Origin of the sequence: Alteribacter populi (assembly GCF_002352765.1) — a bacterium.
Taxonomy (GTDB): domain Bacteria; phylum Bacillota; class Bacilli; order Bacillales; family Salisediminibacteriaceae; genus Alteribacter; species Alteribacter populi.
Window position 1 is genome coordinate 3253224 of record NZ_KZ293963.1, and the last position, 17020, is coordinate 3270243.

Sequence of the window (17020 nt, forward strand, 5' to 3'; positions counted from 1 at the left end):
AGTTTCCTTTTGGTAGAATTCCATCACTTTTGTGTAGAATAAACTCTCCATTGTGTTTAATAATCCCTCTTTTGTGTAGAATTCACTTACTTTGATGAAGTTGTAAAGCATCCTTGAGACTTTAAAACATACGGCGGAAGCTAACTCTGTTTTTAATAAAAAACCGCTTTGCGGTTTTTCTTAGGTTAAAAGAGAGTCTTCGAGCCTCAGGGGAAGGAAAATCGTACGAAACAGTGAGGGAAAGGCAGTGTTAACGAGACGTGTGGGAGAACTTTACGAGGCAAAAAGGTTGTTTTATGAGTCGAAAGGGTGGTTTTATGAGCAAAAAAGTATGACGAGCCTAAGCAAAATGTACGCACCACCAATGAACTAACATTAGACTCTTGAACTTATCAACGTTTAATCCTAAAAGAAAACGGAAAAAGACTGTCAGGAGGTGTCTAGTACGATGGCGACAAGTTCTTTCACCCAATATTCACAAGCATGGGTTCCGACCAATCTAACGTGTAAAATGAACAAAGCCTTTGCCATCACGATTCCTAAAAAGCTACGAACCAAATTGAAATTACAAAAGAAGAGCTCGATTGCGTTGGTTATAGAGCGGGACAGCATCATAATATCAACTGAAGAAATAGAACAATCACTCCACATCCAAAGTCACATCAACAATAATGGCTCACTTTACCTCCCAAAAGAAATCAGAAACCAATTAACAATCGACCCCGGCACCGAATTCGAAATCTTTACGGGGACTGTCCCCGCACAATTTTGTGAACTTTTGCTGAAACGGGTTTAGAAAAGTTAAGGTTGGGTATGTTGATGGTGGTCATGACTGGGTTCGTCGATTTCCGTTTGCATATCGATAAACGGTGGGGCAGTTGTGTAAAAATAAAACGCAATCCCTACATAGCTCATAGTTACGATTAAGCATTTAAATGAGAAAGGCGTACTTTTTTTGTTTTTCGCTCTTACCCATTGAAGAGTTGTAAGTGTGCAGACGATTGTGAGTAACATGAAAAAAAACAGCCCAATGGAAACTTCTCTGATCGTAAGCATTTCCGCTGTCATGGCCCCCATCATTCCCGCCATTCCACCAGAAAACCCTCCTTCAACCATGGCCATCCGGTGTAATGGCCATCCTAAAACAACACCGAGGATAACGCCGCTAGCTAAAGCTACTGCCAAAGAATAAAAAAACAAGCCATGAAACAACCCTCCAGCATATATCCCAGTTGTTAAACCGTATAGCATGGCTAATGCCATGACGGCCATCATTTTTTCCATTATTGTAAGAGAGCCCTTGTACCGAGCGTTAGTAATGAAAAATAAAATGAGCGGTAGAAGAATCAAAACGAGTGTCATAAACCAATACCCCCTATACGTTTCATTCCTTACATCTTTATTCGGACAACCGCTCCATTAGAAGTGCCCAAACATTCAAAAGTTCTTTTGACTAACTAATCTGCATATAGTATACTCAAACCAATATTTGAATAAAGAATCCATATTATAAATGAGTGTGTTCAAAAAGGAATAAAGAGGACCGAGATTCAACTAACCACCGCAGGAGTATCATCCTGTGCGGCGCGACAGCTGTTTACCCAAACTTTTTGAACATCCTCTAAAATGAGGTGTAAAATGATGAGTAAAAACGACACATGTGACGTCTATTCCTTTGATAAAGCAAAAGTTTCACATCTAAAGCAAACAATCATAGATTCAGAGATTCACGGAACGAGTCAAATTTTTAAAATCTTAGCAGATGAAAAAAGGTTGAAGGTAGCCTATGCTTTGACTCTTGAAAAGGAGCTTTGTGTATGTGATGTCGCTCATTTATTGCAGTCATCAACAGCGACTGCTTCTCATCACTTAAGAATGTTGAAAAAAATGGGATTAGCGAAATACCGAAAGGAAGGAAAACTTGTTTTTTATAGTCTTGATGATGATCACGTAGTCGATGTTATTAAACTGACGATGGAGCATCAACGAGAGGGGAAGCATCATGAGTAATCATGAAGAATTTCAAGTACGGGGGTTTACTTGCGCGAGCTGTGCGACTCAATTTGAGCGGAATGTAAATAAGTTACCTGGAGTAAGTGAAGCAAAGGTTAATTTTACAGCTAGTAAACTATCAGTTGACGGCACGGTAACAGTTGAGGAGTTAGAGCGAGCGGGTGCTTTCGAAAACTTAAAAATTCAAGAGGCTTCTTTTAGTAATAATGATTGGGAAAGTGACCCTATATGGAAACAAGGGAAAAATATCCGTGTTGCCATTGCCTCTCTTTTCGCTCTTGCTGGCTGGATCGCGTTGTTTCAGCTTGGAGGAGAGAGTCTCCTTAGTGTTTCGTTATTTCTAGGTGCGATAACAATCGGCGGTTATCAGCTGTTTTGGCAAGGATTAAAAAACCTTGTTCGCGCCCAGTTTGATATGAAAACCCTAATGACGATTGCGATCATTGGTGCTGCTTTTATTGGCGAGTGGGGAGAAGCGGCTGTTGTCGTCGTTCTCTTTGCAATAAGTGAAGCACTGGAAAGCTATTCTATGGATAAGGCACGACGTTCTCTAAGAAACCTCATCGATCTGACACCAAAAAACACGACAGTTTTACAAGGGACAAAAGAAACCAGTGTAAGTGTGAGCGATGTGAATGTTGACGATGTGCTTCTTATTAAACCAGGTGAAAAAATTCCAGTAGACGGTACGGTGATGGAAGGTCATTCATCTGTTAGCGAAGCCTCAATCACCGGGGAAAGCATTCCAGTGAATAAGAAGGAAGAGGACCGTGTTTTTGCTGGCACAGTGAACGAGGAAGGGATTCTCAAGGTTAGAGTTACCAATAGAGTAGAAGATACAACATTGGCGAAGATTATTCATTTAGTGGAAGAGGCCCAGCAGGAAAAAGCCCCAGCACAACAGTTTGTTGATCGATTTGCCAAATTTTATACCCCAGCTATTATGATATTGGCAGCATTGGTTGCTACCGTACCTCCGTTATTTATGGGAGCGATATGGAGCGAATGGATCTATCTTGGTTTGGCAACGTTAGTCGTCGGCTGTCCTTGTGCCTTAGTCATTTCAACGCCTGTTGCAATCGTTACTGCGATTGGACACAGTGCTAAGCAAGGTGTACTAATTAAAGGTGGTATCTATATGGAGCAGGCAGGAAAGGTCAATGCCATTGCCTTTGATAAAACAGGGACCTTAACAAAAGGAGTGCCCGAGGTGACTGATGTTGATCCTTTAGATGGAGAAGATAAGGTACGATTACTATTAACTGCTTATCATCTGGAAAAATACGCAAACCACCCATTGGCTAAAGCGATTGTTCAATATATTAAAGACCTCCCAGAACATGTAGATAGCGAGATTGAAGTGACCGATTTTGTAACACTTACCGGCCACGGAGTGAGAGGGAAAATAAACAGTGTGGAAAGTTTTGCAGCAAGTCCTACCTTTGTAAAAGATCATTATCCTGCTATGTTTACCAAATCGTTAATGGAAAAGGTAGAGTCTTTGCAAAAAGAAGGGAAAACGGTCGTGGTTGTTGGTGACGCAAAGGAAATCACCGGTCTTATTGCCCTACGGGATGAAGTAAAACCACGGACGAAGCAAACGTTAACAGAGCTCACACGGTTAGGTGTTAAAAAAATCGTAATGCTCACAGGAGACAATACTTACACAGCAAACGCTATTGGCACCGAAGCAGGTGTGACAGAGGTTCGTTCACGTTTGCTTCCAGCAGATAAACTGAATGTAATAAAAGACATGCAGCAAGCTGGTTACAGCGTAGGAATGGTAGGGGACGGAATGAATGATGCTCCAGCACTTGCCGTAGCTGATACGTCAATCGCGATGGGGAAGGTCGGAACGGATGCAGCTCTTGAAACGGCTGACATTTCCTTAATGGGGGATGATTTAGCGAAAGTTCCCTACACGATTCGCTTAAGCAGAAAGACGATGATGATCATTAAGCAAAATATTGTTTTTTCATTGGTACTAAAAGCGTTGGCATTGTTGTTAGTTCCTTTTGGTTGGCTTACGCTTTGGATTGCAATATTTGCCGATATCGGAGCTACTCTGTTAGTAACATTAAATAGTTTGCGCTTAATTCGTACAGAAAGTGGAACAAAAAAGCCGAATAATCGTAAAGGATAGAGATAGAAAGGGGAGGCAATGGTCTTTTTACACTTGGATAAGCGGAAGAAGAAATGCTCGTTTCATGAACAGCGACATTGTGAAAGTCTGATAAAAGCGAGGGATAAGTCATCATTAGAACCTCTGAAACATGAGGTTCTTTCCTTTACAGATTTTCAGAAAGCAAAGTATTACTATTTACGAGAGTACGAGAGTTATAAATGGAAGGATCATTGTCACAAAGAACGCAACCAAAAGGAGAGAGGGTTACCAGCTCACGAACCGTTCAATGAAATCGGTCGCCAATCGCACAACCTCGGCATTCCTATGGTAAAGCCAATTCGCCTTTCTTCATTACCGAAGTGGCTTCGTGTGTTTTACTATGGTGTGGTATGTATTTTAGGGATAGGTTTTCTCTTAATGTTATATGTAAGGTTATTATTGTAAGTCCCTTATTGATTATAGAGGATGTTCAAGAAGGCCGCTATAAATAGCTGTTGGAGAATATGATCTCCTGCTAAATACGGCCACGTCCTGTGGCGAACACAGGAGTCACCCCATCCTGGGCACGCTCGTTGGCTTGCCTCTTCGCTCCTCACGTATTAACACCATACGTTCCGGTGTTCTAAGACTTCTCCGCCTCGATCTACTCGGCTCTTTTTATGCTCCTATTGAACACACGGACTTATTGATAAAAGCCGCACTTCAAATTGGAAGTACGGCTTATCATCTATGAATAAGTCCGGAGCTGTTGCCGCCGGATCTTCTTAGAGGTTAAAAAAATCGATTACGCGGTTTGTTCCTATTCAAATTCACTATATTCACTTACATCAGGTGCTGTAAACGGTTCACTTACATCTAAATGCCCTAAGAACTCAGAAGGCACTTCCTCATCGATTAATAGCTGCGTACGGTCAAATCCAAACTGAACCATCATCATCGCTAATTGCTCAGATAACATGAGTTCACCAGAAGAACCTAAGTTGGCTTCGGCAATTTCAGAAGAAAATGAAACATGAGCTACATCGTCAACGAAGGTGACCGATTGAACAGTGGTACCTTCTGGAACGAGGTTCGCTAGACCTTCTTTATTTGGTCCTCCTGCCCATTCTTGCAGAGCTTCTTTTGCTCCTTGCTCATCACTTGTAACGGATTGGTCCGATGTCACGCGGAACTTTTCCATTAACTGATCATCACTGAAATAGAAGGTAACTTCATTAATCATCGCTGCTTCATCTTCTTCAGTAGATTCTTCACTTTCTTCTTCAGAAGTTCCTTCATTTTCAGAAGTGTCACCTTCCTGGCTTTCTTCAGACTCTTCGTTTTCCTCTTTAGAACCTTCTTCGTCAGTTTCTTCAGTTACTTCTTCACCAACGTTATTTTCTCCACCAACTGCATCTTCGTCTGGCTCCCCTTGCCCACATGCAGCTAACACGAGTACGGCACTTATTGTAACGAACAACCATTTAGCTCTTTCCATCATTATGACCTTCTTTCGTCTTTTAGTTGATTACTTTAATAGTCGCTATACGTAGCAAAGCGTTACAATATTAGCATAATTTTCTTCTGGAAAAGAGCAAATAGAATAAAAACATGTCTAAAGACTTAGTGTTATAGCGAATTGAGTCCTATTCCTATTGTTTTTTGATCGTTAGGCAAGTGGATGCTTGCATTATGCGAAGTTCCTTCATGTTACTATATGAAGAGGTATTCTCTAATAAATACGTTTGATATAATATACGGGTGAATCAATTACATTTGGAAGGTGGACCTACCATGCGAATGAAAAATACAACATTAGCAATCATTTTGCTTATTATCGGGTTTATTGGCGGAGCCCTCTATTGGGTTTGGGCATTTACCAGCTAAAATGGGTAGAAATATACAATTGTCAAAAATAGTGTAACTTATCTTAGCGTATATCGACAAAACTAGTGACAGGGAGGGAAAACTGTGAGAGAGGAGTTTGAGCGCTTGTATGAAACCTATCATCATGCGTTATTCCAGTACCTGTTTTACATGGTTCGAAACCGTGAAACGGCAGAAGAACTCGTACAAGAGGTCTATATAAAAGTTTTACAATCATATAAAGGTTTTGAAGGTAAAAGTACTGAAAAAACATGGCTTTATTCCATTGCTAAACACGTAGCAATTGACTGGATGCGAAGTCAAAATCGAAAAAAACGAAAGTGGCTCGGGAAACAATATGAGCTGTCAGAGAGAGCGTTTGAGATGCGGGATCCCGCTCCGCTGCCTGATGAAATTGTTGAGCAGAATGAAGACGTCCAATATGTTTATCACATGATGGAGCGTTGTACTCCTGATCAAAAACAAGTATTAATTTTACGTTATGTTCAAGCGATGTCGATACAAGAGACGGCTTCGGTTCTTGGGTGGACCGAAAGTAAAGTAAAAACGACACAGCATCGTGCGATTAAATCTTTGAAGAAACACCTGGAAAACGAAGAAAGTGAAGGGGAGGAGGCAAAGAGAAGATGACCAAAAAACCGCGCTGGAATGAAAAGGATATAGAAAATACATTGAAAAACCTTCCCCCAGTAAAAGACCGGCAATCAAAAGATGAACTTTTTTCGAAAATTGAAACAAGAGCTGCCGAGCACTCGTTTTCAAGAAGTAAATCTCGTCGTTCAAAGACTTGGATCTATCCAGTTATCGCCAGTGCAGCTGCAATTTTCCTTCTAATATTAATTGTTCCTTCATTTTTAACAAACGAGAATCAACAGTCACTCACTCTAGATTCGACAGAAGATAGAGATCAATCTAATGATGAATCTAATGATGAATCAACAATCTTCTTTAGTGAGGATGATCATGATTCAGAGGCCGACTCCGGTTCAGAAGAGGAATCAATCAGTGGTGATGAACAGGAGGAAGCAGCTCAGCCTAAGGCGGATCAAGAAGCGGCAGAGCAAGACTCCGATGAAGTTGAAGTCGCTGAAATTGAAGAGGAGAATGGCGAAGAAGTTCAAGAAACGGATTTTGTGAATATTCCAGTTGCATATCTTTATGCAACGACTGATCGTACCATTGCTGCGGTAAAAGGAGAGGTCGTAGAAGCCGACCATCAACTAAGTGAACTTTTACTTGAGAAGTTAACGAGTAATGATGATGACGGCCAGCTTACGTTAGAAGGGTTAAAAAACATTTCCTTTATTGACAGTGAAACGGTCCAATTGGATTTTGCAGAATCGGAAACCGCACATTACCAGAGCTTCTCTTCTAATGAAACGAATGGTTACAAAGCGGGAATTGAAGAGCTTTTTGCGACTCTCGGATATGAACGTATTCTTCTTACCACGGACGAGGAGCCTGGGTTCATGTTCGGAGCAGAAGGAAACGTGAATAGCTGGGAAATAAGAGAAGGCAAAGAGATTCGCGGTTATTTATTGTTTGAAACCGATAACGGCGAGAACCTCATTGTTCATAGCTCTCAAACCATTGATGAGGCCGTTTCCAGTAGTTTTGAAGAAACACTCAATATGATGCGGGAGTTTGATGGAGGAGAGGATTCCCCCTTCTTGTCACCTTTTTCGTTCATCGAGGATAATAATGAGACGGTTATAGATGAAGTGACGGAAGAGGAAGGTGGAGTTGTCATCACGTTTGATGAACAATTCCTACTTGATGAACATTCGGTAGAGCAAAAGCAAATGCTTGAAGCGATTATTCACACAGCTGCAGAATTTCATTATGATTACATTTTATTTGAAGGAGCGGGGGCCGAACAAGTGATGAACATTTCCATCGGCTATCCCATCGCACCTTATAAAATCTCCAACGTACAAAACTGACGAAAAGAAGCCTTCACTGTCAAAAAAGTGGAGGCTTCTCTTTTGTATGAAAATAAGGAGAGCCTCGTTTTAGCGAGTGTTCCTTATTACGTAGGTTTTCATCTGAATCACCACGCACTTAAAGGAAGAAACGACAAGGAAACCGTTCCTTATGCGAATATGGTATCAAAATTTAGATAACATTCGGGTATTTCCTGGTTTGAAACAATAATTATTGTCATTACGACGATTTAATTAACCCGGAGTCGAAGAGTGTTTCCCGGGAAATGATGCTGTCGAATGAAAGTACGTTAAGAAAAGATGAAAACCGACAACGAAATAAAAAAGCGTGGCAAAGAGACAATTATCGCTTTATATGACATGACACTCCATAAAACTCGATCTATTTTTAGCAAAAAATCATATCATTACCCTTTTAAAGAGATTGCTTAAAAGTCCGCTAAAAATAGCTGTCGTATTCTCTTAGTCGGAAAATGGGAAGTAAAACCTTCTGTCTCTTCCTCTGCTAGTTAAGCTACGCAGCTAATCCGACGATATGTCGGTAGCAGCCTCGACCTACTCGGTAATTCTTATGCTGCACGCTCTTATCATTTCTTTATTTCATACTTTTTCAAACGATATTGAAGGCTTTGTCTACTGACGCCTAGTTCTTTAGCAGCTTGGGTTACATTCCCTTCGCACTGTTGAAGGATTTGTTCGATGTAGACCTTTTCGGCCTCTTCCATAAACGATTGCAGTGTTCGATTTGGTCTCTTCTCAGCAGGTTGTGACGCGGGTTGGACCGGCGCAAAAGAATAAGTAGCGTAGAGGGGAAATTTATGCCGAACATGAGGAGGAAGATGGGTGTAATCGATTTCCTCATCAAATTGAATAAGGTTCATTGCCCCTTCAATCATATGCTCAAGTTCCCGGACATTTCCTGGCCAATCGTATTCTCGAAAAAGCTCCATGACTCCGTGAGATACACTCGGTACCTTCAATTGAAAACGGTAGTTGTATTTATCAATAAAATGTTCCACTAAATGTGGAAGGTCGCTCTTTCGTTTCCGTAGGGGAGGGACGACGATGGAAACAACACTTAATCGATAATACAAATCTTCACGAAGGTCATTTTTATCCATGGAAATTAAGGGGTCTTCGTTGACGGTAGCTAAGATCCTCACATCCACAGGCCTGTCCTTTGTGTCGCCAATTCGGCGTATCGTTTTTTCCTGAATGGCTCTTAAAAGTTTTGCTTGCAAAGGAGTGCTTAATGAATTAATTTCATCAAGCATTAATGTCCCTCCGTCGGCCTGTTCGAAAAGTCCAGGGTGCTCTGAAGCTCCTGTAAATGCACCTTTCACCGTTCCGAATAAAATACTTTCAATAAGTGTATCTGGGAGGGCGGCACAGTTTTGACTAATGAAAGGTTTAGAAGAACGGGCGCTGCCATTATGAATACTTTGGGCAAAAAGCTCCTTACCCGTTCCGGTTTCACCTGTAATTAATACAGATGAAGTCGTACGAGTGGCTCTTTTTGCATTCTCAATAACATCAATGATGGGTTGACTTTTTCCGATGATTTGGTCAAATGTATATTTCGCATCAGGCTTTTCACGGACGCTTTCACGCGTAAGCTTCTCAAGGCGAGTGATGTCTTTAGCGATCTCAACCGCACCAATAATATCGCCGTTTTCATTTCGCAATGGGAAGGTATCATTAATGGTTGTAATTTCCTGACCTTTAAAATTGAAGTAAGCTTGTTTAGCATTCTTCCTTACGTCTCCTTTACGGAGTGCTTGCATAAGGCGGCTTTCTTCCTCGCTTGTGAAAATAAAAATATCCATAATGTTTCGTTGAAGTACATCAATTTTCTCCATGTCTTCAATTTCTGACATTTTTCGGTTGTAAAGAACAGAAATTCCTTCATTATTAACAACGTGAATACCAACATCGATGGCATCTAACAGTTGCTGGTAAATGCCATCAAGTGTGGGTAATGAATGATTGTTGACCGGCATGAGCCTCCCCCCCGTTTCAAAGAACTGCTGTGATTATTCAGAACGTCTAAAACTGTCATCATCTGACTGTAACTGACATCTTTAGTTTACCTTTCCCCCATTTAAAAGTGCAAACATATTTTGCATGAAAAGTGCAAAAATTTTTTTCAATGCAAAATAAATTTGCATACCAAAAGACTAAAAACCAACCTATGTAAGGGCTTACATTTTGGCATAGTTCTTGCAATATAGAATAGTGTAAACATTATCATTATGATGAATTTTGTAAAAGGAGTGGATTGACCCATGGTAGTACCTTACAAACACGAACCATTCACGGATTTCACAATTGAGGAAAACCGTAAAGAAATGGAAGCAGCATTAAAATTAGTTAGTGGTGAACTAGGGAAAGATTACCCACTAATTATTGGCGGAGAGCGTGTCATGACAGAAGATAAATTTGTTTCTGAAAACCCTGCGAACCGTAAAGAAGTGGTTGGGTATGTTTCTAAAGCAACACAAGAGCATGCAGAAAAAGCGCATAAAATTGCGGATGAAACTTTTGACACGTGGAAAAAGTGGAAGCCAGAAGCACGTGCTAACGTCTTGTACCGTGCATCTGCAATGATTCGTCGACGCAAGCATGAATTTTCTGCTTATCTCGTGTATGAAGCAGGTAAGCCATGGAAGGAAGCAGATGCAGATACAGCTGAAGCGATTGACTTCCTAGAATACTATGCTCGTCAAATTAATCGTCTTAAAGACGGCTTCCCAATTAACTCTCGTGAAATTGAAGATAACCAATTCAGATATATCCCACTTGGAGTCGGTGTTACGATCTCTCCTTGGAACTTTGCGTTTGCCATTATGGCCGGTACGGTAGTTGGACCTATGGTAGCAGGTAACACAATTCTCTTAAAACCTGCTAGTACAACACCGGTAATTGCGTATAAATTTATGGAAGTTCTTGAAGAAGCAGGTATGCCAGCAGGTGTTGTTAACTACATCCCTGGTAGCGGCTCTGAAATTGGCGACTATCTTGTTGATCACCCTCGTACACGTTTCATCAACTTCACTGGTTCAAGAGACGTTGGTGTTCGCATTTATGAGCGCGCTGCAAAGGTACAAGATGGTCAAAAGTGGCTCAAGCGCGTCATTGCCGAAATGGGCGGAAAAGATACGATCGTCGTGGACAATGACTCCGATCTTGAACTAGCAGCTCAATCTATCGTACAGTCTGCATTCGGATTTTCTGGCCAAAAGTGTTCAGCTTGTTCACGTGCCGTTATCCATGAAGATGTGTACGACCAAGTATTAGAGCGTTCTGTAGAGCTTACAAAAGAACTTACTGTAGGCGCAACGTTTAAAGATAACAGCAACTTCATGGGGCCTGTTAACGATCAAGGTGCATTCGATAAAGTTATGAAGTATGTTGGAATTGGTAAAGAAGAAGGTCGACTCATGGCAGGTGGAGAAGGCGATGACTCTGAAGGCTACTTTGTACAGCCAACGATTTTCGCAGATGTTGATCCAAAAGCGCGCCTTATGCAAGAAGAGATCTTTGGTCCAATCGTTGCATTTACAAAAGCAAAAGACTTTGACCATGGCCTTGAAATTGCTAACAACACAGACTACGGCTTGACAGGTGCTGTTATTTCAAATAACCGTGATCGCCTTGAGCAAGCTCGCGAAGACTTCCACGTAGGTAACCTTTACTTTAACCGTGGATGTACAGCTGCGATTGTAGGTTACCAGCCATTTGGTGGCTTTAACATGTCAGGAACAGACTCTAAAGCCGGTGGACCTGATTACTTGCTTCATTTCTTACAGCCGAAAACGGTATCTGATCAGTTTTAATCAAGTAAACAAGGCGCTTCAAGCTTAGTCTATAAATGAATGGAAGGAGGCTTTCATATGCCGGAAACGAAAGAAATTATTGATTTAACCGAAAAGTACGGTGCCAGAAACTACCATCCGCTGCCGATTGTTATTTCAAAGGCTGAGGGTGTTTGGGTGGAAGATCCTGAAGGCAATCGTTACATTGATATGCTTAGTGCCTACTCAGCGGTTAATCAAGGACATCGTCATCCGAAAATTATTCAAGCTTTAAAAGATCAAGCCGATCGTATTACTCTTACATCTCGTGCCTTTCATAACGATCAACTCGGTCGTTTTTATGAAAAAGTAACGAAGATGACGGGTAAAAATATGATTCTTCCAATGAACACAGGTGCCGAAGCGGTAGAAACAGCAATTAAAGCTGTCCGCCGCTGGGCTTACCGTGTGAAGGGTGTAGAGCAGAACCAGGCAGAAATCATCGTCTGTGAAGAAAACTTCCATGGACGTACGATGACCGCAGTTTCTCTTTCATCAAATGAAGAGTACAAGGCAGATTTTGGACCGATGCTACCAGGAATTAAAATTATTCCTTACGGTGATACAGGCGCGCTGAAAGATGCGATTACACCGAACACAGCAGCGTTTATTTTTGAACCGATCCAAGGGGAAGCAGGCATTAATATTCCTCCTGAAGGTTTCTTAAAAGAGGCGTATGACATTTGTAAAGACAACAATGTCCTTTACGTAGCCGATGAAATTCAAGCCGGTCTCGGTCGTTCAGGAAAAATGTTTGCCTGCGACTGGGAAGATGTAAAACCGGATATGTATATTCTCGGAAAAGCACTCGGAGGCGGAGTAATGCCAATTAGTGTAGTGGCAGCCAACGATGATGTTCTCAGTGTCTTTGAACCTGGTTCACATGGATCAACATTTGGCGGTAATCCACTCGCTTGTGCTGTTTCCGTGGCATCGCTGGAAGTCATCGAAGAAGAAAAACTCGTAGAACGTTCTTTAAAACTAGGAGAATATTTTATGAGCGAACTTCGTAAAATTGACAACCCGAAATTGAAAGAAGTTCGGGGTAAAGGTCTATTTATCGGTGTCGAATTGACTGAACCAGCCAGACCTTACTGTGAAGAATTAAAAGAGCTTGGGCTTCTTTGTAAAGAAACACATGAAAATGTCATTCGATTCGCCCCACCTCTAGTCATTTCCGAAGAGGATTTGGAGTGGGCCCTAAATCGAGTTCGTAAAGTACTTTCCGCATAATTTCAAAAACCTTAGAAGAGAGGAGAGTCTCTCCTCTCTTCACTAAACCATCGATGTCTTACGGGGAAAGCTCTTTGGTTTAGCAAGTAGTAAATTAGTGAAAACAGTCTATAACTGAGCACGTGCCGTGTTGGATTGTCTTTTTTTGAATAGGCTATAGCATCAGGAAATGCAAAATTGAATTCATCCTTAAAGCGTATGTTCAAGTAGGAGCATAAAAAGAGCCAACGAGAGATCCAAAAGCCATTTTTAGCGGACTTTTTGAACAACCTATAAAAGGTATGAAAAGGTAAGGGGGTTCATGGATGGAGATGATCACAAGAAATTTTTTTCTCTTCCTCTCTCAGAATAAGTTCATTAAAAATAAAGCAACAAAATGGGGCCCTAAATTAGGAGCTAAGCAAGTGATTGCGGGTGAATCGATTCGCGAGGCAATGGAAACTGCTGCGAAGCTAAATGAAGATGGGCTCGTTTGTACTGTAGACCACTTAGGGGAATTTGTATTTAATCGTGAAGAAGCGATCGACTCGGCTGATTATTGCATCAATACTTTGAAAGCGATTTCAGAAACCGGCGTGAATTGTAATCTTTCGTTAAAATTGACCCAGCTAGGGCTAGATGTAGATCCAAGTCTTTGTCGTGATAACATGGTCCGCATTTTAGAAACAGCGAAAAAGTACGGCAATTTCGTTCGTATTGACATGGAAGACTACACTCATTTGCAGCCAACACTTGATTTACTTGATGATTTAAGAAAACAATATGACAATGTTGGAACAGCCATTCAAGGTTATTTGTTCCGAGCAGAAAAAGATATTCGTCACTTAGAGGGCGTTAACCTGCGGCTTATTAAAGGCGCATACAAAGAATCACCACAAGTGGCTCATCAACGTCAAGAAGACGTTGACAAAAATTATCTGAACATTATTAAAGTTCACTTATTAAACGGAAGCTATGCCGCCGTGGCAACTCATGACCATAATATTATTGCTGAAATTAAAGAGTTTGCAAAAGAAAATAATATTCCAAGAGATCAATTTGAATTTCAAATGCTCTATGGTTTCCGGTCTGAACTTCAAAAACAAATTGCTTCTGAAGGTTATAAAATGAGAGTGTATATTCCGTTTGGCGAAGATTGGTATGGGTACTTTATGAGGCGCCTAGCAGAACGTCCGCAAAATGTTTCATTTGCTCTTAGGGGTTTCTTTTCCAAGTAAAGCCTAGAATGAACGAGCATCGCGTACATCATCTCTTGTAGCCTTGAGCAATGGGCAGATATATCACTCAATCCTGTTTGCACAATGATAGCGACCTTCGTAATACTAAATAAGGGAAGCAAAGCGGTCATTCGTCAATGTGATAGAATGATCGTTTTTAGAGTGTTTAAGAGTTTGTTAATTTAATAGTAAAAAGGTGAGGTGTAGTGTCAATGAATAAGCGTATTTCAATCATCGGTGTTCCCATGGACCTTGGTCAACGTCGTCGTGGTGTTGATATGGGCCCAAGTGCGATCCGCTATGCAGGGGTTGTAGAAAGGCTCGAGAATCTAGGGTACGAAGTTAACGACCGTGGCGACATTGAAATTGGACGACCAGATAAATTCGATGTCGTTGAAGAAGGAAATCTGAAGGATCTAAATGAAGTAGTAAAAGCAAGTCAAGGTCTTGCTGACACGATTACTCGATCAGTAGGAGAAGGAGACTTTCCGTTAGTGTTGGGCGGAGACCATAGTATTGCAATTGGTACACTCGCGGGAGTTGCGAATAAATGTGAAAATCTAGGTGTGATTTGGTTTGATGCACACGGTGATTTAAATACAGGAGACACGTCACCTTCAGGAAATATTCACGGAATGCCTTTGGCTGTCAGCTTAGGGATCGGACATCCTTCCTTGACTGAAATTAACGGCTACGCTCCTAAAATTAAACCGGAAAACCTGGTGATTGTAGGTGCGCGCTCACTTGATGGAGGAGAACGTGAGCTGATCAAGGAAAAAGGAATCAAAGTGTTTACGATGCACGAAATTGACCGCATGGGAATGACAAAGGTTATGGAAGAAGCAATTGAGCATGCGTCCAACAATACGGACGGGGTTCACTTAAGCCTCGATTTAGATGCCCTCGACCCACACGACGCTCCGGGAGTTGGTACGCCAGTGGTGGGAGGAACGTCTTACCGTGAAACCCATTTAGCTATGGAAATGCTGGCGGAGCGTAACTTGCTCACTTCCGCAGAGTTTGTCGAAGTAAATCCGATTTTAGACTCCAAAAACCAAACAGCAGAAGCAGCTGTTGGTTTAATTGGCTCTTTGTTTGGAGAAAAGTTGCTGTAAAACTTAGTTAATGGAAAGAGCAGAATCCGGTCTGCTCTTTTTTGAATAGATAAGAAACTTATATAATTTGCCCCTTTTTAGCTCACAGCTCCTTCACACCGCTCGTATCAAGGGAGAGCGTCCTATAGACTTTAAAACATGCGGTGGAAGCTTACACTGTTTTTAATAGGCTGTTTTCGTAAATATTGTTGCTAATGCTATAAGAAGGACCATTTTCTATTTTACGGTACCGTGTAATTAGTGCGCTTACTTAACCACTTAACAGGGTTTGAATAGAAAGGAGAGGTTATTATTGAATTTACCTAATTGTGGTCGTGTAATTATACTTTTAGGTACCGAGAAGCTCTCAAATTTTTCTTCTTTAAGAAATGTCCAAAGTGTATGGCAAAACAATATTTAACAACCAAAAGTAACATAAGAACTGGTATTCCTACGTTATTAATCATTTTTATCCCTACATTTTTAATGAGGGCATTTTGGTGTTAAATTAAGAGGAGCTTTATGGAGCTCCATTGTCCTGCATCTGCTCGCTTTCCGCGGACGAACCGCAAAGTCTCCTGGACTCAGAACTATGAAATTCATTCAAAAGTAAATGAATTCTCCCCCCCGTCACTCATTTCTATTTGTCCGCTTGTAAATAACGCTTATCTTTCATAAATAAACGCCAGAAGACAATGAAAGCCGGGATGAGGATTGCCATCCCTGCTGCATACCCTACTAAAAGCCAGCGAAACATTGCTGGGTCCGTAAATGCATCTTGTATCGTAAGATCGGGGTAGAGAATGTATGGCATATGAGAAAGTCCATATCCGAAGCTTGCTAAACCAAACTGAAGGACGATGAAAATGACACTTAATCTTGGGCGACCTGGGTTTTCTTTTTGTGAAGGTAAAAACAGCGCAATGTATCCGATGATAAACGCTATGAGAGAGAGGGCGAAGAGATACCAAACGTTTACCATGTTTTCAACCATCCATCCTGCTTCAGGGAGTAAAGTAAACGTAGCAGCAATGGCAAATAGCAATGTAACAGGTCCTAACCAAAGCGCATTTTTACGATAGACCCGATAGGTTTCTTCAGACTGAGCTTCTCTGGAGTAGTCACTTAATAATAACGCCGATAAAAATAATTCTGTACTTAAGCCGAATCCAACATGTGTGTATAGGGTGGGGCTCGTGAAAATTTCATTAAATAATAGATAATCGCGCTCGCCACCGATTGAAACGAATCCGCCTATAGCTACTGGAAGAGTAGCAACAAGAAGTGCTGGGATAAATAAACCTGTAGTACCAGAAATAATGGTAAGCATGCGAGAATATTTCTTTGAAGAGTAGGCATAGATCATAAACGTCCCGCGAATGGTGAGTAAAAAAAGGACGAGACTAAATGGAAGAATCATTAACGTTCCTAAGTAAGAAGCCGCCCCTGGGAAAAAACCGACAAGGGCGATTACGAGCAGTACTAAAAAGACATTTGTCACTTCCCACGAAGGAGAAAGGTACCGGTTAGCGATAACAGAAGCTTTAGATCCTTGTTTTTTGTCATAATACATCGCCCAAAAACCTGCTCCAAAATCAATGGAACCAGCAATGGCATAGACGAAAAGAAACACCCAGATAATTGTAATTGCTATATATGGTTCACCCATGGTTTG

General features: G+C 41.2%; 15 protein-coding genes. 11 read left to right on the forward strand and 4 right to left on the reverse strand.

The window, feature by feature from the left end; all coding sequences use genetic code 11:
• Nucleotides 1–448 precede the first annotated feature (448 nt).
• Nucleotides 449–796 carry an AbrB/MazE/SpoVT family DNA-binding domain-containing protein gene (locus tag CDZ94_RS15145; RefSeq protein WP_096438437.1) on the forward strand — a complete coding sequence of 116 codons (348 nt, stop codon included), beginning with the start codon at nt 449–451 and terminating at the stop codon, nt 794–796.
• 5 nt (nt 797–801) lie between these two features.
• On the opposite strand, the gene CDZ94_RS15150 is transcribed toward CDZ94_RS15145, so the two are convergent.
• Nucleotides 802–1362, reverse strand: coding sequence for a hypothetical protein (locus CDZ94_RS15150; protein ID WP_096438439.1), 561 nt, complete (start codon nt 1360–1362; stop codon nt 802–804).
• A gap of 279 nt (nt 1363–1641) precedes the next feature.
• On the opposite strand from CDZ94_RS15150, the gene CDZ94_RS15155 reads away from it, so the two are divergent.
• The 3 genes from CDZ94_RS15155 to CDZ94_RS15165 are packed head-to-tail and all read left to right on the forward strand — an operon-like array spanning nt 1642 to nt 4582.
• Nucleotides 1642–2010: an ArsR/SmtB family transcription factor gene (locus tag CDZ94_RS15155; RefSeq protein ID WP_096440898.1), complete on the forward strand. Its 369-nt coding sequence runs from the start codon at nt 1642–1644 to the stop codon at nt 2008–2010.
• Nucleotides 2003–4156, forward strand: coding sequence for a heavy metal translocating P-type ATPase (locus CDZ94_RS15160; protein WP_157812064.1), 2154 nt, complete (start codon nt 2003–2005; stop codon nt 4154–4156). The genes CDZ94_RS15155 and CDZ94_RS15160 overlap by 8 nt, the downstream gene beginning before the upstream one ends.
• Nucleotides 4157–4174: 18 nt before the next feature.
• Complete coding sequence (locus CDZ94_RS15165; protein ID WP_096438443.1) at nt 4175–4582, forward strand: hypothetical protein; 408 nt, start codon at nt 4175–4177, stop codon at nt 4580–4582.
• Nucleotides 4583–4937: 355 nt separating this feature from the next.
• Here CDZ94_RS15165 and CDZ94_RS15170 read toward each other — a convergent pair whose 3' ends face one another.
• Nucleotides 4938–5615, reverse strand: coding sequence for a GerMN domain-containing protein (locus CDZ94_RS15170; RefSeq protein WP_100832427.1), 678 nt, complete (start codon nt 5613–5615; stop codon nt 4938–4940).
• A 473-nt stretch (nt 5616–6088) separates the two neighbouring features.
• Here CDZ94_RS15170 and sigX point away from each other — a divergent pair, with 473 nt between their 5' ends.
• From sigX to CDZ94_RS21410, 3 genes are read left to right on the forward strand one after another with little or no spacing between them, the layout of a single operon-like run.
• The gene (gene sigX / locus CDZ94_RS15175) at nt 6089–6634 is read left to right on the forward strand and encodes an RNA polymerase sigma factor SigX (RefSeq protein WP_096438447.1); all 546 of its coding nucleotides are present in this window, start codon (nt 6089–6091) and stop codon (nt 6632–6634) included.
• Complete coding sequence (locus CDZ94_RS15180) at nt 6631–7947, forward strand: hypothetical protein (protein ID WP_096438449.1); 1317 nt, start codon at nt 6631–6633, stop codon at nt 7945–7947. Before sigX ends, CDZ94_RS15180 begins: the two co-directional genes overlap by 4 nt.
• Before the next feature lie 42 nt (nt 7948–7989).
• A complete protein-coding gene (locus CDZ94_RS21410; protein ID WP_157812063.1) occupies nt 7990–8127 on the forward strand; it encodes a hypothetical protein in 138 nt (45 codons plus the stop codon).
• A gap of 407 nt (nt 8128–8534) precedes the next feature.
• On the opposite strand, the gene CDZ94_RS15185 is transcribed toward CDZ94_RS21410, so the two are convergent.
• Nucleotides 8535–9947: a sigma-54 interaction domain-containing protein gene (locus CDZ94_RS15185; protein WP_096438451.1), complete on the reverse strand. Its 1413-nt coding sequence runs from the start codon at nt 9945–9947 to the stop codon at nt 8535–8537.
• A 285-nt stretch (nt 9948–10232) separates the two neighbouring features.
• On the opposite strand from CDZ94_RS15185, the gene pruA reads away from it, so the two are divergent.
• The 4 genes from pruA to rocF all read left to right on the forward strand — a co-directional run bounded on the left by pruA (nt 10233) and on the right by rocF (nt 15366).
• Nucleotides 10233–11783, forward strand: coding sequence for an L-glutamate gamma-semialdehyde dehydrogenase (gene pruA, locus CDZ94_RS15190; protein WP_096438453.1), 1551 nt, complete (start codon nt 10233–10235; stop codon nt 11781–11783).
• A gap of 57 nt (nt 11784–11840) precedes the next feature.
• Nucleotides 11841–13034, forward strand: coding sequence for an ornithine--oxo-acid transaminase (locus CDZ94_RS15195; RefSeq protein ID WP_096438455.1), 1194 nt, complete (start codon nt 11841–11843; stop codon nt 13032–13034).
• A 305-nt stretch (nt 13035–13339) separates the two neighbouring features.
• On the forward strand, nt 13340–14251 hold the full coding sequence (locus tag CDZ94_RS15200; protein WP_096438457.1) for a proline dehydrogenase family protein: 912 nt from the start codon (nt 13340–13342) through the stop codon (nt 14249–14251).
• Between the two features lie 212 nt (nt 14252–14463).
• On the forward strand, nt 14464–15366 hold the full coding sequence (rocF, locus tag CDZ94_RS15205) for an arginase (protein ID WP_096438459.1): 903 nt from the start codon (nt 14464–14466) through the stop codon (nt 15364–15366).
• 619 nt (nt 15367–15985) lie between these two features.
• Here rocF and CDZ94_RS15210 read toward each other — a convergent pair.
• Entirely contained in the window at nt 15986–17014 is a 1029-nt protein-coding gene (locus CDZ94_RS15210; protein WP_096438461.1) for a cytochrome d ubiquinol oxidase subunit II, read from the reverse strand.
• Nucleotides 17015–17020: the final 6 nt, after the last annotated feature.